General features: G+C 53.1%; 24 protein-coding genes and 1 tRNA gene. 8 read left to right on the top strand and 17 right to left on the bottom strand.

Features of this window, described 5'->3' with window-relative positions; genetic code table 11:
• Positions 1-2: 2 nt before the first annotated feature.
• The 10 genes from secE to OCL06_RS08235 form a co-directional block, all read right to left on the bottom strand.
• The gene (gene secE, locus OCL06_RS08190; RefSeq protein ID WP_262993329.1) at positions 3-380 is read right to left on the bottom strand and encodes a preprotein translocase subunit SecE; all 378 of its coding nucleotides are present in this window, start codon (positions 378-380) and stop codon (positions 3-5) included.
• A 60-nt stretch (positions 381-440) separates the two neighbouring features.
• A tRNA-Trp gene (locus OCL06_RS08195) sits at positions 441-517 on the bottom strand.
• A 211-nt stretch (positions 518-728) separates the two neighbouring features.
• The gene (locus OCL06_RS08200) at positions 729-2570 is read right to left on the bottom strand and encodes an ABC transporter ATP-binding protein (protein ID WP_262993332.1); all 1842 of its coding nucleotides are present in this window, start codon (positions 2568-2570) and stop codon (positions 729-731) included.
• 178 nt (positions 2571-2748) lie between these two features.
• A complete protein-coding gene (locus tag OCL06_RS08205) occupies positions 2749-3153 on the bottom strand; it encodes an ACT domain-containing protein (RefSeq protein ID WP_262993334.1) in 405 nt (134 codons plus the stop codon).
• A 171-nt stretch (positions 3154-3324) separates the two neighbouring features.
• Positions 3325-4701, bottom strand: a complete 1377-nt coding sequence (dbpA, locus tag OCL06_RS08210; RefSeq protein WP_262993336.1) for an ATP-dependent RNA helicase DbpA — start codon at positions 4699-4701, stop codon at positions 3325-3327.
• The gene (locus tag OCL06_RS08215; protein ID WP_262993339.1) at positions 4702-6258 is read right to left on the bottom strand and encodes a substrate-binding periplasmic protein; all 1557 of its coding nucleotides are present in this window, start codon (positions 6256-6258) and stop codon (positions 4702-4704) included.
• A 12-nt stretch (positions 6259-6270) separates the two neighbouring features.
• Positions 6271-7314: a dihydroorotase gene (pyrC, locus tag OCL06_RS08220; RefSeq protein WP_262993342.1), complete on the bottom strand. Its 1044-nt coding sequence runs from the start codon at positions 7312-7314 to the stop codon at positions 6271-6273.
• Between the two features lie 99 nt (positions 7315-7413).
• The gene (locus tag OCL06_RS08225) at positions 7414-7977 is read right to left on the bottom strand and encodes a PhnA domain-containing protein (RefSeq protein ID WP_262993345.1); all 564 of its coding nucleotides are present in this window, start codon (positions 7975-7977) and stop codon (positions 7414-7416) included.
• Positions 7978-8050: 73 nt separating this feature from the next.
• Positions 8051-8596: a lipocalin family protein gene (locus tag OCL06_RS08230; RefSeq protein ID WP_262993348.1), complete on the bottom strand. Its 546-nt coding sequence runs from the start codon at positions 8594-8596 to the stop codon at positions 8051-8053.
• A complete protein-coding gene (locus tag OCL06_RS08235) occupies positions 8586-9263 on the bottom strand; it encodes a cupin domain-containing protein (protein WP_262993350.1) in 678 nt (225 codons plus the stop codon). The genes OCL06_RS08230 and OCL06_RS08235 overlap by 11 nt, the downstream gene beginning before the upstream one ends.
• Positions 9264-9401: 138 nt before the next feature.
• Here OCL06_RS08235 and OCL06_RS08240 point away from each other — a divergent pair, with 138 nt between their 5' ends.
• Positions 9402-10352, top strand: coding sequence for an aldo/keto reductase (locus tag OCL06_RS08240; protein WP_262993865.1), 951 nt, complete (start codon positions 9402-9404; stop codon positions 10350-10352).
• A complete protein-coding gene (gene gloA2, locus OCL06_RS08245; protein ID WP_262993352.1) occupies positions 10352-10741 on the top strand; it encodes an SMU1112c/YaeR family gloxylase I-like metalloprotein in 390 nt (129 codons plus the stop codon). The genes OCL06_RS08240 and gloA2 overlap by 1 nt, the downstream gene beginning before the upstream one ends.
• A 22-nt stretch (positions 10742-10763) precedes the next feature.
• Here the strand turns inward: gloA2 and OCL06_RS08250 are convergent, their stop codons facing one another.
• Together OCL06_RS08250 and OCL06_RS08255 are read right to left on the bottom strand one after the other, a co-directional pair.
• Positions 10764-11654: an ROK family protein gene (locus OCL06_RS08250; protein WP_262993354.1), complete on the bottom strand. Its 891-nt coding sequence runs from the start codon at positions 11652-11654 to the stop codon at positions 10764-10766.
• Positions 11644-12861, bottom strand: a complete 1218-nt coding sequence (locus tag OCL06_RS08255; RefSeq protein WP_262993868.1) for an MFS transporter — start codon at positions 12859-12861, stop codon at positions 11644-11646. Before OCL06_RS08255 ends, OCL06_RS08250 begins: the two co-directional genes overlap by 11 nt.
• A gap of 379 nt (positions 12862-13240) precedes the next feature.
• On the opposite strand from OCL06_RS08255, the gene OCL06_RS08260 reads away from it, so the two are divergent.
• Together OCL06_RS08260 and OCL06_RS08265 are read left to right on the top strand one after the other, a co-directional pair.
• Positions 13241-15190, top strand: a complete 1950-nt coding sequence (locus OCL06_RS08260) for an alpha-amylase family glycosyl hydrolase (protein ID WP_262993356.1) — start codon at positions 13241-13243, stop codon at positions 15188-15190.
• A 246-nt stretch (positions 15191-15436) separates the two neighbouring features.
• The gene (locus OCL06_RS08265; RefSeq protein ID WP_262993358.1) at positions 15437-15646 is read left to right on the top strand and encodes a hypothetical protein; all 210 of its coding nucleotides are present in this window, start codon (positions 15437-15439) and stop codon (positions 15644-15646) included.
• A gap of 3 nt (positions 15647-15649) precedes the next feature.
• Here the strand turns inward: OCL06_RS08265 and folE are convergent, their stop codons facing one another.
• Positions 15650-16339, bottom strand: a complete 690-nt coding sequence (folE, locus tag OCL06_RS08270; protein ID WP_262993360.1) for a GTP cyclohydrolase I FolE — start codon at positions 16337-16339, stop codon at positions 15650-15652.
• Positions 16340-16499: 160 nt separating this feature from the next.
• On the opposite strand from folE, the gene folM reads away from it, so the two are divergent.
• The 3 genes from folM to OCL06_RS08285 all read left to right on the top strand — a co-directional run bounded on the left by folM (position 16500) and on the right by OCL06_RS08285 (position 19254).
• Positions 16500-17207 carry a dihydromonapterin reductase gene (folM, locus tag OCL06_RS08275; protein ID WP_262993362.1) on the top strand — a complete coding sequence of 236 codons (708 nt, stop codon included), beginning with the start codon at positions 16500-16502 and terminating at the stop codon, positions 17205-17207.
• Positions 17208-17300: 93 nt separating this feature from the next.
• On the top strand, positions 17301-18380 hold the full coding sequence (locus OCL06_RS08280) for an agmatine deiminase family protein (RefSeq protein ID WP_262993364.1): 1080 nt from the start codon (positions 17301-17303) through the stop codon (positions 18378-18380).
• The gene (locus OCL06_RS08285) at positions 18361-19254 is read left to right on the top strand and encodes a carbon-nitrogen hydrolase (RefSeq protein WP_262993366.1); all 894 of its coding nucleotides are present in this window, start codon (positions 18361-18363) and stop codon (positions 19252-19254) included. Before OCL06_RS08280 ends, OCL06_RS08285 begins: the two co-directional genes overlap by 20 nt.
• A gap of 69 nt (positions 19255-19323) precedes the next feature.
• On the opposite strand, the gene OCL06_RS08290 is transcribed toward OCL06_RS08285, so the two are convergent.
• Positions 19324-19521, bottom strand: a complete 198-nt coding sequence (locus OCL06_RS08290; protein ID WP_262993368.1) for a hypothetical protein — start codon at positions 19519-19521, stop codon at positions 19324-19326.
• 164 nt (positions 19522-19685) lie between these two features.
• Between OCL06_RS08290 and OCL06_RS08295 the strand changes: the two genes are divergently transcribed.
• Positions 19686-20639, top strand: a complete 954-nt coding sequence (locus tag OCL06_RS08295) for a sensor domain-containing diguanylate cyclase (protein WP_262993372.1) — start codon at positions 19686-19688, stop codon at positions 20637-20639.
• A gap of 52 nt (positions 20640-20691) precedes the next feature.
• Here OCL06_RS08295 and OCL06_RS08300 read toward each other — a convergent pair whose 3' ends face one another.
• From OCL06_RS08300 to OCL06_RS08310, 3 genes are all read right to left on the bottom strand, one after another.
• Complete coding sequence (locus OCL06_RS08300) at positions 20692-23304, bottom strand: TonB-dependent receptor (RefSeq protein ID WP_373318460.1); 2613 nt, start codon at positions 23302-23304, stop codon at positions 20692-20694.
• A 275-nt stretch (positions 23305-23579) separates the two neighbouring features.
• Positions 23580-24284: a ligase-associated DNA damage response endonuclease PdeM gene (gene pdeM / locus OCL06_RS08305; protein ID WP_262993374.1), complete on the bottom strand. Its 705-nt coding sequence runs from the start codon at positions 24282-24284 to the stop codon at positions 23580-23582.
• Complete coding sequence (locus tag OCL06_RS08310; protein WP_262993377.1) at positions 24268-26751, bottom strand: ligase-associated DNA damage response DEXH box helicase; 2484 nt, start codon at positions 26749-26751, stop codon at positions 24268-24270. Before OCL06_RS08310 ends, pdeM begins: the two co-directional genes overlap by 17 nt.
• Positions 26752-26866: the final 115 nt, after the last annotated feature.

Here is a 26866-nt window from a genome sequence, read left to right on the forward strand (position 1 = left end):
CGTTACGCTCCTATTCCAGTCACAAAACTAACCAATCGCACCATGATGCCATCGATGCCCCACAATATTAGGGCCATTACCAGTGTAGCAGCCAGTACAATCAGCGTCGTCTGATTAGCTTCCTGACGCGTTGGCCATACTACCTTGCGTACTTCCATACGCGAGTCTTTGGCAAAGTTCAGAAACGTGCTGCCCTTCTCTGTGGTGGCGGCAATAAACCCGGCTATTACCACTACTACTACGGCTACCAGCGCACGATACAGTACGGAAATTTCCCCGTAAACTGTGTTGGCGGTAACCAGGCCTGCCAGTAATGCAAAGACTACCAGCCATTTGAACATGTCCAGTGGATTGGACTGTTTTTCCGTTTTTTCGCTCATGTCACGATCCTAGCACTACAGCGTCGTTTGAAATTTACCGCTCACCGGCAAACAATAATCTGGCAGGGGTGGAGGGACTCGAACCCCCAACCATCGGTTTTGGAGACCGCTGTTCTACCAATTCGAACTACACCCCTTTAGTGTCATCAACGATGACAAAATACACTTACACTGCCCTTGTGATAGTAGCGTCATTTCTGAGGAAAGTGCGGTATCGCAAGGGAGGGAGGCGTATTATACTTAACCGCCCTTGAGATACAAGCGCTTTATGGTAAGCACATTGGCCGGATACGTATGCGGGGTGTGCCATTACAACAGTCAGCTGACCCCGCTTTTCTGGGAGTTACCCTACTCCACGCCGATAAATCCACCGGTCTGGTGGGCCCATAACTTAGCGTATATGCCATTTTTTGCCACCAGTTCACTGTGGGTGCCAGCTTCCACAATCTTGCCTTTATCCAACACCAAAAGACGGTCCATCTGGGCAATGGTCGACAACCGGTGGGCAATGGCCAGTACCGTTTTATTTTCCATCACGGTATTCAGGCATTGCTGAATGGCGGACTCTACTTCCGAGTCCAGCGCCGATGTGGCTTCATCGAGGATCAGAATAGGGGCATCCTTTAACAGTACCCTGGCAATGGCAATACGCTGACGTTGCCCGCCAGAAAGCTTCACGCCCCGCTCGCCAACGTGAGCGTCGTAGCCTGTGCGCCCTTCGTTGTCTGACAGCGATAAAATAAACTCATGCGCTTCGGCTTGCTTGGCTGCGGCAATCATTTCTTCTTCGGTGGCATTGGTGCGCCCGTACACGATGTTATCCCGTACCGACCGATGCATCAGCGACGTATCCTGCGTTACCATGGATATTCGCGCCCGCAGTTCTTCCTGAGGCACATCGGTAATCCGTTGATCGTCCAGCAGAATATCGCCTTGCTGGGCGTCGTAAAAGCGCATCAGCAAATTGACCAGCGTCGATTTACCGGCGCCGGAACGGCCCACCAGTCCGACTTTCTCACCGGGTTTAATCTGAATATTCAGGTTGTCGAACACTTTAATTGGGGTCGCGTCGCTGCCCGCGTAGGCAAAGTGCACATCGCGGAAAGTAATGCCGCCCCCCCGTACCTTCAGCGGTTGGGCGCTGGTTTTGTCGGTGACACTGACGGGTTGGGCCAACGTATTAATCCCGTCCTGTACCGTCCCCAGGTTCTCAAACAATGCTGTTACCTCCCACATGATCCAGTGGGACATGCCATTCAAACGCAGACACAGACTGATAGCCACGGCGATATCTCCTGGCGAGACGATATTGTGCATCCACAGGTACACTGACATGGCCCCCACAGAGAAAATCAGTATGGCGTTGGCCATTTCCACACAAAATTCCAGTACCGTGACCAGGCGCATCTGGGGATAGACGGTAGACAGGAAGCGACCCATACTCTCGCGGGCATAGTCCGCTTCACGCTGGCTGTGGGAGAACAGTTTGACGGTGGTGATGTTAGTGTAACTGTCTACAATACGCCCGGTCATGATGGAACGGGCATCGGCCTGCCGTTGCGAGACCTGCTTGAGCCTGGGTACCAGTACTTTAAGAATGCCTACATACACAAAAAACCACACGATGAGCGGTGCAGCCAGCCGCCAGTCGGTGCTGAATATCAACACCACCATGGAGATGAAGTAGACGCTGATATACACCATCAGATCGAGTAACTTCATTACGGTTTCCCGCACTGACAGCGCGGTCTGCATGACCTTGGTGGCCACCCGCCCGGCAAATTCGTTCTGGAAGAAACTCAGGCTTTGCCCCAACAAATAGCGATGCGCCTGCCAACGTATTCGCATGGGGTAATTCCCAAGCAAAGACTGGCGGGAGAATAACGATCGCAACAATATAAAACCGGGGATCAGCACCAGCACGGTGAAGCCCATCAACACCAGCGTCAGCTTTTCCTGTTGCAGGAACGTGGCACGGTCATGTTCTGAAAACCAGTCGACCATCTGTCCAAGGAAACCGAATAAGGCGACTTCCAGCACCGCCACGATGGCACTGAGCAACGACACGACCAGGATAATTTTCCACATACCCTGCGTGTAATACCGGCAGAATGCCAGCATACCACTGGGTGGCTGGGTAGGCGTGGCATCGGGAAAAGGCTGGGTGAGGCGTTCAAAAAAAGAAAACATGGCGTCCCGCTATGACTGATAAAAAATAAATAAGACCGGCTAGCCTGACGTCGTACCCTACCCCGGTATCATACAGAATCTCATCCGGCGTAGCGCTGCAACTTCTTTATACCGGCATGCCCACGGAAAGGTTTGCGTGCGATGCTTTCGTAGGACGATACCGCACAATGTCGGCAGGTTAGCGTTCCACCTGCAAACTGGCCAGGGCGGCTACCGCATCGTCTGCCCGATGGGCCGGTACAAAAATATGATCATGATAATAGGCGGCTACAACATTGGCACTGATCCCTTCGTGGGTCAGTACCGCTGACATGGCGGCTGTCATGCCAACCGCTTCCAGACTGGAATGCACCTCACAGGTGATACACCGGAAGGTGCCTTCATAAGACAGCTGATGCTTGTCGGCATACTCCTGCTGAACAATCAGAGTGGTGCCTTCCCGCTCGCGGAACATACCCTTAATGTCATCAACCCGGCAATCTGGCATGTCAGTGGGATCCACGGTGACAAACACATAAGTAGGGGTATCCAAAACGGGCATAAGATTATGTAACAACGTCGATAAGGCGTCTTCACCCGACATTCTGTTCTCCTGAGCTGGTATAATACAACCCCGCCCGGACTCCGACAGTCCGGTATCCGGGGACTGTTATCAGGCGCTGAGTACGCGCTGCTGCGGGGGGGATTAAGATGTTTCGCTGACCTCTGAAATTATCATAGCCGCGGCATACAGGCAATGTGCATGCCGCATCGGCTACAGGCATTTTGCCCGGATCCGTTTCCCTTTAATTTTGCCTTCCCTGAACAGCTTCATAGCCCGTTTTACACTGCGTAACTTAATGGCTACGTAGCTTTGGCTGCTTTGTACCTTGATATTGCCAATATCTTCACCCGGAATATCGGCATCTTTGGTTAAGGCGCCTACCAGGTCTCCGGGCCGTAATTTCTGCTTCTTACCCGCATTCAGCACGATACAATTGTAATCCGGCTGCACAATACGATTCTTATGGAACCGTAACGCCTGCGCCCCTTTTTCGGGAATGGCAGTGGTAAACATAGCCGTGATCTTCTTCCAGTGACCCACATCCGGTGGCGTAAGCAGGGTGATGGCGATGCCCTGCTTGCCCGCACGGGCGGTCCTGCCGATACGGTGTACGTGCGCTTCGGGCTCTTCGCTTACGGTGTAGTTGATAACACAGGCCACATCTTCTATATCCAGCCCGCGTGCGGCCACATCGGTTGCCACGAGGACGTTCATGGCATCACTGGAAAAGCGCATCAATACGTCCGTTCGCGCCTGCTGTTCCATTTCCCCCTGCAACCCTCCGGCGTTAAAGCCTTCATCTATGAGCTCGTCAACCACTTCCATGACGTCTTTGCGCGTATTACAAAACACAATTGCACTGGCCGGCTGGTAGTGAGTAAGCACCGCTTTCAGCGTCTGCAAACGGGTATGGGGCAGCGTTTCGTACGCCACTTGCTCGATATCCGGTGTGTGGCTTTGTTCAGCGGTGACATCCACCTGCACCGCATCGCGCAAATAAGCTTGGGCTACCGCCTCGACGGCCGGCGTGTAGGTGGCCGACATCAGCAAGGTCTGCACCGTGTCCGGCACCTTGGCGAAGATCACCGCCAAATCGTCTTCGAAGCCCATATCCAGCATTCTGTCTGCTTCATCCAGCACCCGGCACTTCAGCGTATTGAGAATAAGCCGTCGACGCTGGACATGATCCATGATGCGCCCCGGGGTGCCCACGATGATATGGCCGCCGTGTTTAAGTGACTGGATCTGCGGGCCCATGGGCTGACCACCACACAGGGTCAGCACTTTCAGGTTGGGAATATAGCGGGCGGCCATGCGCACTTGCTCGGCCACCTGTTCTGCCAACTCCCGGGTGGGACACAGGATTAGGGCCTGGGGATGAGGTTCGCGGGTATCCACAGCCTGAATACAAGGGATAGCGAAGGCCAGGGTTTTACCGCTCCCCGTCTGCGCCTGGGCCATCACGTCCTGCCCCGTTAACGAAGCAGGCAGCGAGGCTTTTTGCACCGGTGATAATGTGTGTATGCCATTGTCTTTCAGGGCGCGGGCGATGTCGGCGTGCACCGCCAGACCTTCGAAATCACTCAATTATTCGTCCTTATTCCATAAATTTACCACGCCTTCATCGACGTGTTGTTCAAGGTTGTGTCGTTGGCGCATTTGTTGTGACCAGGCGCTGACCCAGCGCTGAAAACCCGCTGACGACTTTACATTTCGTGCAGAGCGTTTGAGACGTTCTGCCAGGATTGGATTAGTGTCTGCCTTAGAGAGCACCACATAGGTTTCTACTGCCTGATAATTGTATACCCGGGAGATATCAGTACATTTGCGCTTTAACTGTTCACACCCCAGGCGTACGGCAAAACGTGAACCAAACAGATAATCGGCATCGCCTTTCAGCAACGCGTCTACCACCTCCGGCCAACTGTCATAGGCCAGGGTTTTTAACCCGGCCTGGCGGGCCACAACAGCCCGAAAGTCATTTCGCAGCACCGCCACCACGGCAGTCTCGGCCACATCGTTCAGCGACTCGATGGCCTGTTCCCGGGTGCTGAAAAGTCCATGCCGGTTGCGGGTTATGGGAGTTATCCAGTGAAAAAGGTGTTCCCGTTCTGGGGTTCGCGCAACCGGAAAAGCCACCACGTTGGGGTGACGGGCGGACTCACGCAACACCCGCTCCCAGGGCGCAGTAAGAATAGGCTGTTTTACCTTTGCCTCACTGAGGATCGCTTTTACTAAGTCAGCGGCATAGCCGGTGACCTCAGTCCCCTTGTCCTGCTCACTGAAATAAGGCACATCTGCAGCAATCACCCACAAATTATCGGCCGCCAGTTCCAACGGACGGGTAAAGCTTATTACGCCATCCTGCACTGCGACCGAAATCTTTCTATCCTTCAGCTGTGAAACGGTACGGTGTACCAGCTCCTCGAATTCATTACTGGCTTTGTACCGCGCCGCTGCCTCGGTCAACTGCACTGCCAGCGCCGCATTGCCGGGGTGCTTTTTGAGCGCCAGATAGTTGTATGATGTGCTCCAGTCTACGATGGGGACCAACCCCGAGCAGCTGAGTTGTGCCTGCTCGCATACCATGTGTAACCCAATATGTGTAAAGAAAACACCATCCACACTGCCACTCAGCACGGCCTCAATCGCCTCGCTCCAGGTATCAAACGCCACCACCCGGCTGCGGGAGTTGTCTTTTGCCAGCGCAAAACGATAGTCCTTCCTGACGGTGGCGATGCTCTCTACGTCGGACAAGCCCACATTATCCCGGGCAGCTACCGGATGCAGACGTGGCACAAACAGCGCTATGTGACTGGCGGTGAGGGGCGTAATCCAGTGATAATTGTGCTCATTGTCCGGGGTTCTGGGAATGGATGCGGCCAGCAAGGTGGGATCACTGGCCTGGGCGTGTGCCACGGCGCTGAAGGGGACATCCTCCAGCCTGACCTGCAGGCCCGCTGCAGCCGCGATCCCCGTGACTGCCTCCACATTAAAGCCGCCAGCCTGTTCTTCATTAAATGTATTGAATATGGGTACCGGCGCAACCGCCAGCCCAACCTCATCAACCGGCTGCGCGCTAACCTTGTGGGCGATCACTGCCACAAACAGCACTATCCATGCGCTCAAGGTTTTACTTCTCACAAGTGGGCTCCATCAGACAAGGGGGGTATCCAGTTTCCATGCAAGGGTTTGCCCGGCATAAAACGGCACAATATCGGTGCCGTCTGGCAGGGCTACGGTCTCCGGCACCTGCCAGTCCTGTCTGACCAGGGTGATGGTGCCTGTATTACGCGGCAAGCCATAAAAGTCCGGTCCGTTTTCACTGGCAAACGCTTCCAGGTGTGTCAATGCACCCAGCTGGTCAAAAATCTCAGCATACAGTTCAATAGCACTCCAGGCACTGTAACAGCCGGCACACCCACAAGCGTTCTCTTTCTTGTGGCGGGCGTGAGGGGCGGAGTCGGTGCCGAGGAAAAACTTACGGTTGCCGCTGGCTACTACCTCCTGCAACGCTTGTTGGTGGGTATTGCGTTTGAGCACCGGCAAACAGTAATTATGTGGCCGGACGCCCCCTACCAGTAAGTCGTTGCGATTCAACAGCAGGTGTTGAGGAGTAATTGTCGCGGCTACATTATCACTGGCCTCCACTACGAACTGTGCTGCGTCCGCTGTCGTGATATGTTCAAACACCACTTTCAAACCGGGAAATGCCGCTACAATAGGCGCCAGCTTCTGTTCAATAAACAGCTTTTCACGGTCGAATATATCTACATGGTTATCGGTCACCTCTCCGTGGATCAGTAACAATAAACCTTCTTCCTGCATGGTCTCAAACACCGGATAGAGGGCTTCAATTCCCGACACCGCAGCGTCAGAATTGGTGGTCGCGCCAGCCGGATACAACTTACAGGCGACTACGCCGGCGGCTTTGGCTTCGCGGATATCTTCGGGCGTGGTGGCGTTGGTCAGGTATAAGGTCATTAGCGGTTCAAACTGACTGCCCTCTGGACGTGCATCCAGAATGCGCTGTTTATACGCCATCGCCAGTTGTGCGTTGGTAACCGGCGGCACCAGATTCGGCATAGCAATGCCGCGGGCGAAACAACGCGCAGTGGCAGGCACTGTCTCTGGCAGCATGTCGTCATCGCGAAAATGGAGGTGCCAGTCGTCCGGCGTTCTGAGAGTTAACGTCTGCATGAAATCTCGCTCTATTCTTTACTTACTGATTTATTTTTCTAACCAAGCCAGACTGGCGTTATTATAACCACTGGCCGGCTGCTGAGTGCATTAAATTTGCTAACTTTTCTTGGTATACGCTGCGGTAATCACGATGCGCGTGCCATTCACCCGACCTTCTATCTGCGCCGGATTGTCGGTCAGACCGATATTCCGGACGGCGGTCCCCCGCTTCGCATTGAACGTCGCGCCTTTCACCGGCAGATCTTTAATGAGGTGCACTGTGTCACCGGCCTGTAAGGGGGTGCCGTTATTATCCAGGGTCGGCGCTCTGCTGGCGTCCGCCAGACCCGCTTCAGCAAGGTTACGCACGCCGTCATCCAGGTAAACTATATCCAGTAAGTCCTGTGCCCACGGCTCTCCAGACAGTCGCGTTAACATTCGATATGCCTCAGCCTGAACACCCATTACCGGGGACCAGATAGCGTCATTCAGACAGTGCCAGTGATTAACATCAGTGATATCACCCGAACTCATCTGGCTGCGACAGGTGTCACAGGCCAAAAATACGGTGTCGGTATCTTCGGTAGCTGCAGCGCTAACCGTGTGTAATTGCAGCTCCTGCGGTTGACCACACATTTCACAGGCACCATTTGCCCGCGTGACGACTCTTTCTTCCAGCACCCTTTCTGCCTCATTACGTTATTTCTGGCAGTATACCATGCCGCAAACGAAGCTGCCGCCAACGATTAACCAGTCACTTGCTTACCGGCGGATCCTGCTGGTCTACATAAATAAGCTCGTCCACGGGATAGCCTTTTTGTGCGGCGAAAGCCACCAGCTCTTGTACTACCGGCTCAGGTAATTGCGGGGTGCGTGACAGGATCCATAAATAATCTTTATCCGGCCCGGTCACCAGCGCGTGTTGATAGTTGTCATCGAGCTGCATAACGATATAGCTGGCATAGAAGGGGCCGAAAAATGAAACTTTCAGGTGGCCGGTGTTGCTGTCGTTCACAAAGAATGCCTTGCCATTGGCCTCTTCCCAGGCACTTTCTGCCTGATTGAACCCACGGTTCGTGACCGTGATGCCGCCTTCTTCCCGGGGGCGGTATTCAGCGGTCACGTGGGACAGACCTTCCTCAAACGAATGTGGCAACCGGGCTATTTCGTACCACTTGCCCAGGTAGCGCGGTAATTCAAAACTGGTTACCGGCTGGACATTGTCAGGTTTGCCGGTACACCCCAACAACCCCAGGCTCATCAGGCAAACACATAAAAACCACGGCAGTCTAATTGGCATAATTTTCCTCCAGATGTAATAAGTGACCGGTTTTAAATAACAGGGTGGCGCCTGCAGGTCCGGCGTGTAGAAAGCGTGCGTCGTGACTGGCAAATCGCAACCAGCTGAGTGCCGGGTAAGGTTGGTCTGCTAACCGCAGCTCCCCCTCAAGCACCAGAATCTCTCTGCCACTGGCGGTGTGCGTAAAATCCCACTGGGTGTTGGGCGCCAGAGTAACCAGGGTCGTTACCTCCCGGTGAAACTGATGTAACGGAAACACTTGTTCATCATTGTTTTTACCCTGCTGCCAGCCGAGCTGCTCACGCTGCAGCACTAACTGACGGTTATCACCTTCCCGGAAATAACACAGTTTTACAAACAGCGTGCAGCCAGAGTCGGAATAGGGACTGTGGGCGGTGCCAGGGGGATTACGAAAATAACTGCCAGCCGGATAGTTGCCCGTCTCATCACTGAATACCCCGTCAATCACATAGATTTCCTCGCCCCCGGTGTGGACATGCTCGCTGAAAACCGAGCCGGGTTCGTATTTCACGATGGACGTAGCCCGGCCGCTTTCAGCACTCTCCCGTTCGAGTTTTTTACGCCACACTCCTGCCATGGGTGAGGCTTCCCACTCGAGCTGATTAACGTTGATACTCACGCTCTCAGAATAATTCTGGTTCAGCACATTACTACCCCTTCCTTACAAACTCATTCGTGCGCCCCATTCTCCCTGAACTGCCTATAGGCTTTCCCCCGAGAACGACGCTTATGCTAGGCTGTCCGGTAATTTTAGATAATAAATACCCCACGGACACCTGTTATGATGAAAAACACGTTTTCAAATGCCAGCCAGCTCGTATATGGCTGTATGGGATTAGGCGGTAGCTGGGACGATAGCCAGCTCACTGCCGCCCACATAAAACAGGCTCGCACTGTTATCGATACTGCCTTTGAGCAGGGTATTACAGTATTCGACCATGCCGATATTTATACCCTGGGTAAAGCTGAGTCGGTGTTTGGCCAGGCATTGAAAGAAGCGCCTTCCATGCGCGACGATATGATCTTGCAGTCAAAATGTGCCATACGCTTTGCCGATGAACTTGGACCAAAACGCTATGACTTTTCAGCACACTGGGTCACTGAGTCGGTCGACAACAGTCTGCAGCGCTTAGGCATCTCTCACCTTGATATACTACTGTTGCACCGTCCCGATCCATTAATGGAACTGGACGAACTCTGCACCACCCTGATGCAACTGCAACAACAGGGCAAAATACGGCATGTGGGCGTGTCGAATATGAACAGTCACCAGATTGCTTATCTGCAAAGTGCGCTGGATACCCCCATTGTGGCCAATCAGCTTGAGATGAGCCTGGGCTTTCGTGACTGGCTTGAAGACGGTATCACCACAGGTAGTCCGGCTAACCGGCAAATGGGCTATGCGCCGGGTACGCTGGAATATTGCATGCAAAACAAGGTACAGCTTCAGGCATGGGGCAGCCTTGCCCAGGGCCGCTTTAGCGGGGGTCAGGCGCAAGACAGCACCGACAGTGCCGTGCAGCAGCTGGTCGCCAGACTGGCCAGTGAGTATGAAACAACACCAGAAGCCGTTGTGTTGGGCTGGCTGATGCGTCACCCGGCAAACATTCAGCCGGTAATTGGCACCACCAACCCGGACCGTATTGCCGCCTGTGCCAGAGCCACCGATATTATACTTTCCAGAGAGCACTGGTATTTGTTACTGGAAACCGTTCGCGGCGAGGAAGTGCCCTGATGAATACACTGGCAGGTATCCACCATGTGGCCGTGATCTGCAGCGATTATCCGGTGTCGAAACATTTCTACACCCATATTCTGGGTCTGACTGTACTCGATGAGAATTATCGTGAAGCACGGCAGTCGTATAAATGCGATCTGCGCTTACCCGACGGCACGCAACTGGAGTTGTTTTCGTTTCCTGGCGCTCCGCAGCGGCCTTCAAGACCTGAAGCACAAGGCTTGCGTCACCTGGCATTCCGGGTGGCTGACCTGGATGAAGCTATTGCGCACCTGGCCGATCACGGCGTTAGCTGTGAGCCGGTGCGGGTAGATGAGTACACCAGTAAGCGCTTTACGTTCTTTGCCGACCCCGACGGGCTCCCGTTGGAGCTCTACGAAGCCTGACCGCACGGATTGCAGGCCGTGGTTACTGACCGGCCTGCAACAACGCCAGTGCGCCAAACAGCCCTGAGCGCGTCCCCAGCCCTGGGAGAACCAGTATGTCCTCCAGCGACGTACCGGCAGGGAATACAATGTAATCGTTGAGTGACTGCCGGGTTTGCGCAATTATTTTGTCCAGTAAGCCCGGGGTTTCCATCACCCCACCGCCGAAGACAATTTTTTCAGCACTTAACGTCACTAACAGATTATGACTAAATTGTGCCACCACCTGCGCGAAGCCATCCCAGGCGGGATGGGTGTCGCCAAAGGTATGGGCAGGCTGTTGCCAGATTTTGCCTAACGCCGTGCCCGACACCAGCCCCTCCACACAGTTAGCATGAAAGGGACAGGTTCCTGCCTGACCAGCGGGCGGTGTTACCAGCATATGGCCCATTTCCGGGTGTACCAGCCCCTGCACCGGCGCACCGTTTACCACCAGTCCACCGCCGACCCCGGTGCCAATCGTGACATAAACCGCCACCCGGGCCTGCTGTGCCGCACCCCATTGGTATTCCGCCAATGCGGCGGCGTTAACATCAGTATCGATAACCACTTCACACTGCAAGGCATCAGTAAAGTAGTCAGTCAACGGCGTGTGGCTCCAGTGGGGCTTAGGCGTTTTCGTAATACTGCCAAACTGCGGCGATGCGCGGTTGAGATCCAACGGCCCGAAGCTGGCAATCCCCATCCGCGTAAATGCATAGCCTGCTTCACGCTGTTGCCTGAAAAAGGCGACACATGCGGACAGGGTTTCATCCGGGGTGGTGGTGGGCACGCGTAGCTCAGCAATAATCTGTCGCTCGTCAGTGACTATTGCACAGTTAAACTTAGTACCGCCGGCCTCAATGACCGCAAAGTAAGAGTTGTTAGCTGCCATATTCTGAAGCCTCAATTTCAGTTAACCGGGTTTCGGTCGGATTGCGCAGGTAGTTATACACCAGTCCCACAAACAGAATGGCCGCAAACACCGTCGCTACAATGAAACCGTATTTTGCATCGCCACCCATACTGTCACTGACCACCCCCATAATGAACGGTCCGGAGGCCGCACCTGCGGCAGTGAAAAAGAGGATAACGCCCGCCACACTGCCATGCTGATGTCGGGGGAAGCAGCTGATCCCTTTGGAGTTAAACGTGGGGTATATCACCGACATAAAAATGCCGCTTAACGGGAACAGGTACAAGGCCACCTGCTTGCCCCCGACCAACCCCAGGGCAAAGCACACCACAATGGCCCCACTGAATAACATCAATACCAGGGCCCAGTTAAAATGCGACATCATCCAGATCCCCACAAAGCGGCCCGCCGCCCGCAGGATAAAAAACGCGGTCACCGAGTAAATGGCCAGCGTTTGCGCCATGCCCTCTGAGTAACAGTCATAGGTTGCCCGCAGTGTGGTCGCGTCACATACCAGGTAGCTGGGCATCCACACGTAGATTGCGCTTTCCGCGGCGACATACAGAAATGCCCCCACAGAAAAACCCAATGCATAGGGGTTTTTAATCAGTGTCAGGCTTTTCAGTAACGACACTTTTTCGACGTCGTGCTTATGTGAACGCACATAACTGGGATAACGCACCGACAACGCCACCACGATGAGTAACGTACATACGCCGCCGGCAATCACATACAGCCACTGCCACGCCACGCCCTGATGAATAAGATAGGCCACAATTAATGGTCCAATGATTGCGCCCACGCCGAAAAACGCCTCGGCACCGTTCATGGTCGCGGTGTGTTGGCGGGTGGAGCTGGAAATATCACCGATAAGCGCCAGCGCTCCGGTTTTAAATACCCCCACGGCAATCCCGGACAAGGTCATCAGACTAACGATAAACACGAAGTCGTTGGCAATAAGGAAGCTGTAGCAAGCAACTCCGAATACGGCAAGGCCAAGAATGATGGTTGGTTTGCGGCCCATCTTATCGGCCAGAAAGCCCAGTAGCAGCCCCGACATGGCAATCCCCAACATGGGTAGTGAGTGCATCAGACTCGCCTGGGCATTTGTCACCGAAAACGCCACTTTTACTTCTTTTATGATTTCGCCCACTGAGTCTGATGTCATCGCAAACATCATAAACATCAGGTAGGTCAGCCAGCGTATTAACTGACTGTTTGACTGGGTATTACTCATGCTCGTGTCCTGTCCTGTCCTGAGGGGTGTGGGGTAGCGCTCGTTACCATTCATTAACACGGCGTACCGCCACACTCTTTATTACACTACATTAACAACAATTCCTGCACACCCAGCTCATCAGCGTTACACATCCCGGCTAATATCAAGCGTACAGACCTTTAAAATAAGGCTCTCAACGATTATTAGAGAATTTATTTGAAATTCCTACTTAATCGTTTAAGATAAAAAAATTAACAGAATAGAAATATCGTGTAAACCTATTTCGCCTGCTTTTTTGTTAACAATTGCACCATTTATTTTTACCCAGCCTGCACGGGAGCGCACAATGAACTACTCTGCTGACAGTCAGCGTTGTCTGGAACGCATTTTAAGCAACCTTGATTTGGGAGGCTTATCTAAAAAAGATGCCTCGCTGTTCACCAAGCGGCTGCGCTGCCATTTTCCCGAGCTTTTTCAACTTTACACTGCTATCTACGGTCACCAGTATGACTGTCACTGGCACCTTCATCATTTAGTGGAAGTATTGATGCAAGGGGTGCAATCGCGCAAACCCGCGCTGAAGAAGCTGGACGTGCAACGCGAGCGAGACAGTAACTGGTATCTTGACGAGAACCAGGTAGGGATGGCCTGCTATGTGGATCTCATGGGCCCCACATTACGGGATCTCAAAGATAAAATTCCTTACTACCGTGAATTGGGCATCACCTATCTGCATCTTATGCCGCTGTATGATGCCCCTGCCGGTGACAGTGATGGCGGATATGCGGTATCAAATTACCGTAAGGTAAACCCCCAACTGGGCAGTATGACGGACCTGCGTGATCTGGCCGTGGCGTTGCAGGAAGCTGGTATCAATTTGGTTCTGGACTTTGTATTTAACCATACCTCCGATGAACACCCCTGGGCTAAAGCCGCACTGGCCGGCGACCGTGACCATCAGAATTTTTACTACACCTTTGACGACCGGACATTGCCCGACCAGTATGAACAGAATCTGCGGGAAATTTTCCCGCAGGTACGCCGGGGCAGCTTCACCTATAACGACACTATGCAGAAGTGGGTATGGACCACGTTCAACAGCTTCCAGTGGGATCTGAACTACGCTAACCCGGCGGTATTTAATGCTATCACTGAAGAAATGTTGTTTCTGGCGAACGTCGGCAGTGCCGCATTGCGGCTGGACGCGCTGGCGTTTATCTGGAAAGAAATGGGCACCAACTGCGAAAATCAGCCGAAAGCCCATACCCTTATTCAGGCATTTAACCGCTGCCTGCAAATAGTGGCTCCCGCGGTGGTGTTTAAGTCTGAAGCCATTGTCCACCCGGATGAAGTGGTCAAGTACATTCACAAGGACGAATGTCAGTTATCCTACAACCCATTATTGATGGCGCTGCTGTGGAACAGCTTGGCTACCCGCAAAACCCGTTTACTAACCCGCTCTATGCAAAAGAGTTTTACTATCCCTAACGATTGTACCTGGGTGAATTATGTCCGTTGTCATGACGATATTGGCTGGACGTTTGATGATGCTGTTGCCCAGGACCTTGGCATTAACCCCTATGACCACCGCTACTTCCTGAACCAGTTTTATACCGGCAGATTCGATGGCTCGTTTGCCAATGGGGTGCCGTTTGCAGAAAATCCATCGAATGGGGATTGCCGGGTCTGTGGCTCACTGGCGTCGCTGTGTGGACTGGAAGCCGCGCTGGCCAGTAAGGACCAGCGTGCCATCGATGAAGCTGTCAGCCGAATGCTGTTGATGTACGGGATCACCTTTAGTATCGGCGGGATCCCGCTTATCTATTCCAGTGATGAGCTGGGATTGTTAAACGACTACAGCTACCGCGAGGACGAAAACAAGTGTCATGATGACCGCTGGGTAAACCGCATTGCAGTCACCAATGAGCATGTGGATCTGGTGATGAACGATAGCACCTCTGAGCTAACGCTACAGCAGCAGACTCAGCTTCGGGTTTTCAGAGGATTGAAAGCGATGCTGGACGTACGCCGTCAGCATCGGGTGTTTGGCCCTGCGGCCACCCAGATCCTTGATACCGGTAACGTGCATTGCTTTGCGTTTGTCAGACAGCATGATGAAGGTCAACACTTGCTGGTGATAGCCAATTTCAGTGAGGCTGTACAACAAATTAACGGCGAGATTTTGAATGCACTTGGCCACCAGTCCTGCCAGGACCTGTTATCCGGTGCCAGATTGCAGGGCGACGAACCCCAGCTGACGCTGATGCCTTATCAGCAATGCTGGTGGCAGGCTTAATACTTTTCCAGAGGTGCTGCCCTTGGCGTCGGGTGTCCCGGCAGCACTTTTTTTTTTAAACATCTCTTCGATGCCCTGTTCCCCATACCTTCATTGTCGAATTCATACTTTGGTATGAGGGCAGAAAAAAACGCGCTAGTTATAATCCAATAACGCGTCAGCGGCTTATCCATTACAGCACTAGCCTTTCTGCGCGCAAGCGTGAGGTTGCAGGATGCACTCACCAGTAACTCTCAAGGATTATTTATGACGGCAAAGCGTGACTTAGAATATCTCTGCCCTCACTGCGGCCATGTTAATGCCATAGCAGAACACGCCGTGCGTGACATGTACAAAGAGCAATACACCGAGTGTGTACACTGTCGGCAGCAATTGGAAATTGTCCCGGCATGCGGGATTGGCGATCAGATCAATCTGGTCGTGTCAGTTGCGGCGCAGGATACACCGCAACGGTAAGGATTACGGTTTTGAGAAAAACTCGCGACGCAAATCTTTGTCTGCCAGGAATTGACCGCCCAGCGCAGATGTCCGTGTGTATGAACTGGTGTCCCGAATGCCGCGTGCTTTTACGCAATAGTGGGTCGCATTAATCGACACCGCCACGTCCTCAGTACCCGCCAGCGTTTGCAATGCAACCAGCACCTGTTGGGTTAATCGCTCCTGCACCTGCGGGCGCTGCGCGAAGAACCCCACCAAGCGGTTAAGTTTAGACAGGCCAATCACGGTATCCTTCGGGATATAGGCAATATCAGCCACACCATCAATGGTCACAAAATGATGCTCACAGGTCGATGTCAGACTGATATCCGAAACCTGCACCGGCTCCAGGATCTGCATTTTATTTTCAATTTGGGTAATTTTTGGGAAACGCTTGTAATCCAGCCCGCCAAAAAGCTCACTTACATACATTTTGGCTATCCGGTCTGGGGTATCCGCTAAACTGTCATCAGTAAGATCCAGTCCCAGGGTGTTCATAACATCCTGCATTGCTACCGCGATACGCTTGCGTTTCTGATCGTCAGACAAGCCGGTCTCCACCATCGGCGTTTCCAGCCCTCTGGCTACCAGCGCATCGCGTACCATGCGCGCTTCCGGAGAAATTGATGGGTTCAGTGCATCACGCACCACTACCGCTTCATTTGCTAACATTGACACTTCCGTCTTTACTGCTTGATTCCAGCCAATACGTTTTCAACCGAAAGGCGGGATTACTAATGATAACTATATGACATAATCTTAATAATGCACATTCGAACTCGTTATAAGCAATGCGCGTAACCATCAGATTATTATCGACAGGAGAATCCGTTTGAGCCACCCCGTGTTAATTACCGGAGCCAGCCAGCGCCTTGGCCTGGCTATTGCCAACGACTTACTCTCGCGATCTGTCCCCGTCATTATCACCTATCGAACACCGAAGCCAGCTGTCACCCAGCTTGAAGCGGACGGGGCGTCCACAATTCAGGCGGATTTTAGCACTGCACAAGGTATTGATCGAGCAATCGATGCAATTCAGGCAGCAACGTCAGGTTTACGGGCCATTATTCATAATGCGTCTGATTGGGAGCCTGAATCAGAACACCGCGATTACCAGTCTTTGATTGAAACAATGATGCAGGTGCATGCTATCGCGCCTTACCGGCTCAACCTGGCGCTACAGTCGCTTCTGCAGGGCCAGGGGAGCACCACCGACATTATTCATATGACCGATTATGTCCAACTGACCGGCAGTCAGAAGCACGTGGCGTACTCTGCCAGCAAGGCCGCGCTGCATAATCTAACCCTGTCATTTGCGAAAATGCTCGCCCCCGACGTGAAAGTGAATAGCATCGCCCCTGCCCTGCTCATGTTTAATGATGATGACCCCCAAGCGTACCGGGATAAAGCGCGTAAAAAATCATTGCTGGAAACGGTGCCGGGTGCGCAGGAGGCAGTAAAAGCGGTCAATTACCTGTTAAGCAGCGATTACATGACCGGCCAGACACTTCATCTGGATGGCGGCAGACACCTGAAATAATGTTCTTGTACGAACACATTCGACAAGAATTGTTTTGGTTGTGTTATTGATGCTCGCTATACTTTGCGCCATTGCCGTTTAGCGAGATTTTCAATGCAAACTACCCGAATGCTGTTACCTGAATGGGTGCATGTGGATGCGGTGTTACTGGCCTGGCCACACGCCGACACTGACTGGGCGCCATGGCTGGAGCCGGCCCGCGCCACTTACCTGAACCTGATTGCTGCCATTAACCGCTACCATGCGGGTGTCATCATCTTGTGCGCACCAGAAGATGTTGAGCAATTGCAGCAACAATTGCCGGCATCAGCCAGCGTGTTGATAGTGCCGGCTAACTATAATGACACCTGGATACGGGATTATGGTTTTCTGTCCTGTGGCAGTCTGATGTCAGACGACAGCACCTGTACTCCGGTTGAGTTCAGCTTTAATGGCTGGGGACAAAAGTTCGTTGCGGCAGACGATAATCAGGTTAACCAGAAATACCTGGCGGGTATGTGCAAATCACTGCTACGCAGCAGCCCGGTGGTGGCGGAAGGCGGCGCACTGGAAATCGATGATCATGGCCGGCTACTGACTACGGCGCAGTGTCTGCTGAACCCTAAGCGCAATGGCGAGATGTCCCTGGACGCCTATCGTGAGACGTTTACAGAAATGTTGGGGTGCCGGGAAGTTATTGTGCTTGAAAACGGCCACCTCGAAGGTGACGATACAGACGGTCATATCGACACGCTGGTAAGGTTTACCCCCGACAACGGTCTGGTCATTCAGGCCGCCGACAATCGCCCTGATGACAGTCACTACCCCAGCTTGCGCGCGCTGTGCGAGGAATGTGCCCGGCAGTTACCGGAACATCATCAGTATCGTCTACCCTTACCCGATATGCGTAACAGTGCCGGAGAACGGCTACCTGCGTCCTATGCCAACTTCCTGATCTGCAACCGCGCCATCCTGCTCCCCGTCTATGGGCAGCCGGAAGATGCGCAGGCCATAGAAATTTTAAAGAACGCTTACCCCAATCACGTTGTCGAACCTATCGATTGCGCGGTACTGGTCCAGCAATTTGGCAGTTTGCACTGCATTTCCATGCAAGTACCCGGCAATACTTTGAAAGATGACGTTTTACATGCACTGAAAAAAGGAGTGTCTATCTATGCAATCAACCTCGCTTAAGGTGGGTCTGGTGCAACAGGCTGTTGCAGACAACGACAAAGCCACTAACTGGCAAAAGAGTGCTGAGCAAATTGCCAGCCTGGCCGCCGAGGGCTGTGAATGTATTTTATTGCAGGAGCTGCACAGCACGCTGTATTTTTGTCAGCAGGAAGACACCGATGCCTTTGATTTAGCCGAGCCCATCCCTGGCCCGGCCACCGATTTCTTTGGTGAACTGGCCGCTAAACACAATATTGTGCTGGTCACCTCGCTGTTTGAAAAGCGGGGCTCGGGCTTGTATCACAACACTGCTGTTGTGTTTGACCGCAGCAAAGAAATTGCGGGTAAGTATCGCAAGATGCACATACCGGACGACCCGGGTTTTTACGAAAAGTTTTACTTTACCCCCGGCGATATGGGCTTCACACCTATTCAAACCAGTATCGGAAAACTGGGGGTGCTGGTGTGCTGGGATCAGTGGTATCCCGAAGCGGCCCGCCTGATGGCCATGGCCGGTGCCGATTTACTCTTTTATCCCACGGCTATCGGCTGGGACATGCGTGATGACGAGGACGAACGAGCACGTCAGTTTGGCGCCTGGCAAACTATCCAGCGCGCTCACGCGGTGGCCAACTCGGTGCCGGTCATTGTAGCTAATCGTACTGGTTTCGAGGCCTCGCCGGTAGCAGGCGACCCGGGTATTCAGTTCTGGGGACAAAGCTTTATTACCGGCCCTCAGGGAGAAATCCTGGCGCAGGCGGACAGCGACAGTGAACAAACCCTGTCTGTAGAGCTGGATATGTCGCGTACCGAAGCGGTAAAGCGGATCTGGCCTTATTTCCGTGACCGCCGTATCGACGCGTACGACGAACTGACTAAACGCTGGCGCGACTAATACCTATGCCCCGGATATCCGGGGCTTTTTATATACGCCAGTATCGAGACTTACTGGTAGCCAGGTTAATCAGGGTTTCGCCGGCGCGTCTTTTAGCATGTTGATAATATTCTGGTTGCCGTTCACCTCGGCAAGATCAATCAGATAGCTCTTTTGTAGTTCATCCAGTACCTGGTCGGTCAGTAACTGTTTCACCCGGTTTTCCTCGCCATTGGCAATCGCCGTTTTGATGGCTTCCATATTGGCAATTTCATGCTGCATTGACATACATTATCCTCCTGAGCTGGATTGTTTGCGTTCCCTACGTTTGGCTGCAGGTAAAAACCACTCACCCGCCAAGCCCGATTACTGCTTTCTACATACTTTGTCTAATTGAAGGATCACGAAGACGTGTTATACCTTCCTACAGATAAATAACCGGACGTACCATTGTGATCACCCCTTTATTCCCTGAATCGGAAAATGCCCGTTTGGAAACCCTGCGCGCACTAAAAATTCTCGACACCGCACCAGAAGAACGCTTCGACCGAATTACCCGCATGGCAAAAAGAATGTTTGGCGTACCCATCTCTCTGGTCAGCCTGGTGGATAGCGAGCGCCAGTGGTTTAAATCCGCCCAGGGACTCGATGCTTCAGAAACTCCCCGCAACGTGTCATTTTGCGGGCACGCTATTCTGGGCGATGACCTGTTTTATATTCCCAATGCACTCGACGATAAACGCTTTTACGACAACCCGTTAGTGGTGAATGCACCGGAAATTCGCTTCTATGCAGGTAGCCCTTTAAAAGCCGCCAACGGTCATAAGGTGGGTACACTCTGCCTGATCGACAGTAAACCTCATGAACTGGACGAAGAAGATAAGCTGCTGCTAAAAGATTTGGGCGCGATGGTGGAGCAGGAAATTGCAGCGATGCAGCTGGCGACCATGGATGAGCTGACGCACATCTCTAACCGCCGGGGTTTTAACACACTGGCCACCCATGCACTTTCAATGTGCCGGCGAAACGACATCAGTGCCACTGCACTGCTGTTCGACCTCAACAAATTTAAGCCTATTAACGACACCTTTGGTCATGCTGAAGGCGACCGGGCACTGAAAACCTTTGCTGATTTACTGAAGCAGGTATTCCGTGATTCGGACGTATTTGCCCGCATCGGTGGCGATGAATTTGCTGCCTTGCTCACCGGCACGTCAGAAAGTGAAGCGCATGTGGTCATCGAGCGGTTCCGGAACGCGGTCAGTACTTATAACAAAAAAGCAAAGCGTGGTTATGACATTGAATTCAGCGTGGGCACGGCTGAATATATACCCGATGACACGGTAGAAACGTTACTGGATCGCGCCGACAGCGCCATGTATTCGAATAAACGTAAAGAACGCTGAAACCCATAAAAAAAGGCCCCGAAAGGGGCCTTGTGCTTAAGTAAAGGTACGTTTAGAAGCGGTAGTTCGCTTGCACGTACATGAAGCGCCCTTGCCCGCTATGCACGGTGTTCACGAAACCATAGAAGTCGTGATGACTGTACGGCGGCTCTTCGTTGAACAGGTTAGTGGCACCAAATGTGAGGGTGGTGTCTTCCAGACCCATATAAGTAACCGTGGCATCTACCGTGGTCCATGCATCTACCGTTTTGTCACCAAAGCCTGCATCTGCATCGCCAGAGAACTCACCCACGTAGTTCACCATCAGGGAAGCAGCCAGGTCGTCCTGCGCCCAGTCCATGCTGGCTGTCCAGCGAACTTCCGGTTGCTCGAAATCACCGGCTTCTGCATTCAGCCGCACACCACCGTCCGCGCCCGGACGAAACTCTTCATACTCCAGTACATAGTTCATGATAAAGCCGAACCCGAACTGCCCGTACGAAGATTCCAGGCTGTAGTTTACATCCATATCCAGACCCGATGTTTCCAGATCACCCAGGTTTTGGAATGAATCGAAAACCCTTACAACCTCACCCGGGTCGCCTTCAATACCAGTAGGGAGCCGCTCTACTACATCAGGGTCGCCCCCAAATGTGCTAAACACAAACTGCGTATCGGCATCAATAATATTTTCGATGTCATAGCTGTAATAATCTAGCGAGATATCCAGGTTTTCAGTGAATTCATAAATTACACCCAGGTTGTAGCTGCTTGATTCTTCAGGCTCCAAATCCGGATTACCTTCGAATACCGCAGTGTATTCCATAGGATCACAGGCCAGGCCAACGGCGTCACAACGAACCGTATCTACCAGGTTCGGTGATTCATCGGTACGCCCCAGACCAATCTGGTGCAGCGACGGCGCGCGGAATGCGGTGCCGTAAGAACCACGAATAGACAAGGTGTCGGTAGGTGTCCACAGGAAAGAAACTTTCGGATCGGTAGTAGTACCGAAATCGCTGTAGTCTTCATAACGCACGGCCAGCTGAACTTCCAAATCTGGCATCAGTGGCACCCCTAACTCAGCAAATAACGCCGTGCTGTCGCGCGAGCCATTCGCCTGAGTGGCCTCTGTACCAAACACTTCGCCGCGCAGGAACTGATCATCCGGGTTATCACTGATCGTCTCTTCACGGTAGGTCGCGCCCACTGCCAGCATCATGTCGCCCGCGTCCAGACGCGCAACCGGCCCTGACGTTACAAAGTTAAGCGCACGGTTGGTAGATTTACCCACCCGTGTGGTGGTCGTTTCAATGAAGTCCAGTGCTTCCTGGCTGTTCTGAGAGGGTTCAAACGGGTTCCACAGTTCGCTGTCGATAGCTTCCTGAGTCCGGCGAGAATTAGGGAAGCCGTCCACGCCCCGCTCCACTGACTCACTCTTGATGTAGTTATATGCTAATTCCCAGGTCCAGCGGTCCCATTGTCCTTCGAAGCCCAGAATGGTGCGGTAGTAATCCGAATCTACACGCTTTTCCCGGTTGCCAATGTCCACCGTGCGGCGACGCATGGTCAGGTCTTCTCCGAAGAACGGATGAGTAGGGTCGTCGGCAAACGGATGGAAGGCATTATCACCGGCCATGAACAGCTCATTGAAGCTGGGGCTGCCTGCACCCCGGACAATTGATTTGGAGTTCTGTCCGTTCAGCTCTACAAAGGCGCTCAGGTCAGGGTTAATTTCATAACGCCCCATGTAGTTAAAGCTGAAACGCTCAGCATCCGGGATCATCGTCATATGCGGCGCATAATCATATCGGCACAGAGTATTAACACGGTCAATTTGGTCTGCCGGACAGGAATCCTGACCAAACTCGTCAATAATCCGGTTGGTAGGATCAGCACGTAATGCGATAGTACCGGGAATGCCCGATGAACTGCGGAAATCTACCGCATCTGGGTCATTGGGACGCAACGCGGCCTGGTTTGCAGAACGTGAGTAGTCTCTGTCGGAGTACATGATTTCTTCACGGTCGAAGTAATCCAGGATAAAGGTATGGCTGGATTTCTCGCCGGTATTACCAAATACCAGGCTGATATTCTGCTCTTCACCGCCACCATCGGCGGTATCGCCGTATTTAGCTGAAACCTCAAAACCATCAAAGTCGTCTTTGAGGATAATATTGATTACCCCGGCAATGGCATCAGAGCCGTAGGTTGCAGACGCGCCGTCTTTCAGAATATCTACCCGCTTAATGGCGGCCAGTGGAATGTTATTGATATCCACGAAGGCTGTATCGATCCCTTTTGCAAAAGGCGAGACCGATACCCGGCGACCGTTCACCAGGATCAGCGTAGAGTCTGCACCCAGACCCCGCAGTGAGACGCTTGAACCACCGTTGGCAGTATCGTCAGAACTGTTGCCCTGGGTAGAGAATGTGCCCTGTCCGGAGATAGGCAGTTTTGCAAATAGTCCAATCAGGTCAGTGACACCAGTATCCGCGATGTCGCCAGCATCCAAAGAAGTGATAGGTGACGGACCTTCCATATCGGTACGGCGGATGTGCGAGCCCGTTACCTGGATTTTTTCGATGGACTTGCCCTCATCCTGTGCAACCACAGGCTGAGCACTGAGCGCCATTCCCACCGCCATTGCCGGAACGGCAAGGCGAAATGCGTGCTTGTGAATCATTGTATTTCCCTTTTTTGTATTTTCTTTACTTGTTGTTATGTCCTGCGCAGGTAACAGCTCCGCGTCGGCGTGATGTCTCAAAGACGATATTGTCTCTTCACTGCCACAGGGAGCTACTATTCAAACGCTGGTTAAACTTATAGACAAATGTAAATATAAAATCCACTACGGAAGTTGTAAGATTATTTTAGTTGTGAAGTATTTTCGTTAAGCACGCTAGAGATGCGGGTACAAGTTGTCGATAGGGAGTTACCCCTATCCAGTGGGGATATTAATTATTTCGATGGAAAGATTCGTTGGTCATACAGCAGAAAAGCGCGCCGTCTGGCAGGAGGTGCCAATGCCAGCAACACCTCATGGTCAATGTCCAGTCCGCCGGTGTACTGACCAAACGCCGGCATAATGAATAGGGTCGGGGTAGCAAGAAAACACGGCCCGCGATAACGGTGGCGCTGAACGGTGCGTTTACATTTCGGATGAAAGTGACCAATAACCTGATGTGGTGCGCCAGCCACAGGTTCGTGTGCAAACAACACCTCCTCGATAGTGAGGGTGGGACAAGACCTTCCACCCAGTGCAGCGGGAATAACCGGGTCGTGATTACCCTGCACCCACACCCAGTCCGCCACCTTCTTTTGCATGCTCGCCAGCGTGTCTCTGGTTGCTTCAGTCATGCGGGCAAAGCTGTGTTTGTCATGAAAACTGTCGCCCAGGCATATCAGCCTGGCAGGCTGATAATCCGCCACCAGCTTTTGCAATCTATCCAGCGTGGCAAGGGTATCAAGCTGGGGTAACGGGTTGCCGAAGCTGTGCAGGAAGCTGGCTTTCTCCAGATGCAGATCACTGACCACCAGCGTATCATGACCGGGCAGATACGCACTGCCGCGGGCGTCCAGCAATATGGTCAGTGCCGCCAACTTTGCGGGCAGCAACTGGCCTCTGCTATGTTGAGTATTCAGCCAGTCAGTCGTGATTGCCACTAAGCAGTGCCCTCACATCATCCAGCATGGTTTCGGCTTCCGCATACAAATCGGCCTGCTCCATAATAGAATGGGCGCCGGCGCCTTTTACCTGCTCGCTGCGCACATCCAGTACAATGGGGATGGCCATGGGCGAGACTTTCGGTAAGTTGATTAACCGGGTGCGGCCTACAAACCGAATGAGTGTGTCTGCCAGACGGCGCAAATCCAGCAGTTCCCGCTCGGCATCAGCCCGCGCCACGGCCAGTAGCACATGATCGGGATCGTGCTCCCGCAAGGTGTCGTAAATTAAATCGGTAGAAAACGTCACCTGCTTCATGGTTTTCTGACTACTGTGATAGCGCTGTTCGGTTAAGCCGCTGACCACGGCTACCTGCCGGAACGAGCGTTTAAGCATGGGCGCCTGTAACATCCAGTCTTCCAGTTCGTCACCCAAAATATCGGGCTGAAACAGTGCATCAAGCTGATTAGGCGACACCGGATTGACGCTGCATACTGACAAGCCATAGTCGGTCACACTGAAACTCAGTGGCTTAATGCCGTACTTTTCCATGCGCCGGGTAAGCAACATGCCCAGGGTCTGGTTGGCTTTGCGCCCTTCAAAGGTATAGTACAGCGTATACCAGGCCTCACGGTAAGGAAACTGCTCCACCTGCACGTTGCCCGGCTGAGGGATTTGAGAAAAATCCTGCTGCAATGATAACCACTCCTGCACCTGTGCCGGTAACTCCCGCCACCGTGCAGGGGTCGCCAGAATGTGCCGCACCCCGTCAGCAAGAAACGTAGACAGGGGCAACTGACCACCTGCATAGCTGGGAATTTTCGGCTCACCGCCTTTGGCTGCACGGGCGTGCACCTGCATATCGCGAATGGCTTCAAACCTCAACACCTCGCCGGCAAACAGGAAGGTGTCTCCGGCCACCAGCTGCGACGCAAAGTATTCTTCCACTTCACCAATAATCTTACCCTGATTACCCCGCCGAATGCGTTTCACCTTGAGACGTCCGGACTCCACGATGGTACCGATATTTTGCCGGTGACGCTGGATAACCCGCTTATCTGCGGGCGCAAACCGGCCATCGTCTGACGGCACCAGACGCTGGTAGCGGGCGTACCCCCGCAATGCATGACCACCATCCACGGTAAACTGCCACAGTTTATCAAAAGTTTCCCGGTCGGTGCCCTGATAAGGTGCCGCCTCAAGGATTAACGCATACAGATTGTCCGCCGTGTCCGGTGCGCTGCACAAACAGTTGAGAATAAATTGGGGCAAAATATCCAGTGCGCCGGACTGCGGCTTGTCGCCATCCAGCTGCCCCTGCTCAATGGCATCCAGCGCCGCCTGACACTCCAGCGCCTCAAAGCGGTTCGCCGGCACCAGTAACGCACGACTGGGCTCATCCATACGGTGATTGGCCCGCCCTATGCGCTGCAACAACCGGCTGACGCCTTTTGGCGCACCCACCTGAATAACCTGATCCACATCGCCCCAGTCAATTCCCAGCTCCAGAGCCGAGGTACACACGATGGCGCGTAACGCCCCCTGAGCCATCAGACTTTCGGTTTTACGGCGCTGCTCCTTACTCAACGAACCATGGTACAGCGCAATCGGATGAGCGGCTTTGTTCTGCTCCCACACCATTTGAAACAGCAGTTCCGCCTGAGCGCGGGTATTGACGAACACCAGTGTCGTGGCGGCCGCACAGATAGCCTGATAAATATCGTCTATGGCATAACGGGCCATAAACCCGCCGAATGGCATACGGGCGTCGGTTTTGAGCAAGGTAATCACGGGTTTAACCGTGGCCGGCACCTGCAGGATCCCAGCCGGGTCGTCGGTACCTCCCAGCCAGGCAGCCAGCAGTTCAGGCCAGGCTATGGTAGCTGACAATCCCACCCGCTGGCAGTGAGGGGACAAACTCTGTAAGCGAGCGAGAGCCAGCGCGGTAAAGTCGCCCCGTTTATTGGCCACCAAACTGTGCACCTCATCAACTATCACCCGTTTCACGTTACCAAATATGCGATCGGCATCGGCGTAACTTAGCATCAGCATGAGCGATTCGGGTGTAGTAAGCAGTAAATTTGGCGGTCGCTTTCGCTGTCGCTGGCGTTTGTGCGAGGGCGTATCGCCGGTGCGGGTTTCTACGCTGATCGGCAAGTCCATCTCTTCTACTGGGGCTAGCAGGTTACGATGAATATCCTGCGTTAACGCTTTTAGCGGTGATATGTATAGCGTATGCAGGCCTTCCTGCGGCTGTTCAGCCAGCTCCGTGAGCGACGGCAGGAAGCCGGACAGGGTCTTGCCGGCCCCGGTGGGCGCAATTAGCAGCGTAGACCGTTCGGTTTTACTCCGCGACAGCATGGTGTGCTGATAGTCACGCAACTGCCAGCCTCGCGAGGCAAACCAGCGCGCAAAGCGGGCCGGTAACACGTTGGATGGGCCTGTTACTGGTGGCGAAGCAGGCATTGGGTAGGGCGGATTCCAGATTTCATAGCCTTGATATACGCAAGGCCAGCGTTAACAGATTGCTGGCAGGGAGATGGCACTACCATGAAAGATTCGAAAACGGTGTTTACAACCA

Origin of the sequence: Alteromonas salexigens, assembly GCF_025628895.1 — a bacterium.
GTDB classification, from domain to species: Bacteria; Pseudomonadota; Gammaproteobacteria; order Enterobacterales; family Alteromonadaceae; genus Alteromonas; species Alteromonas salexigens.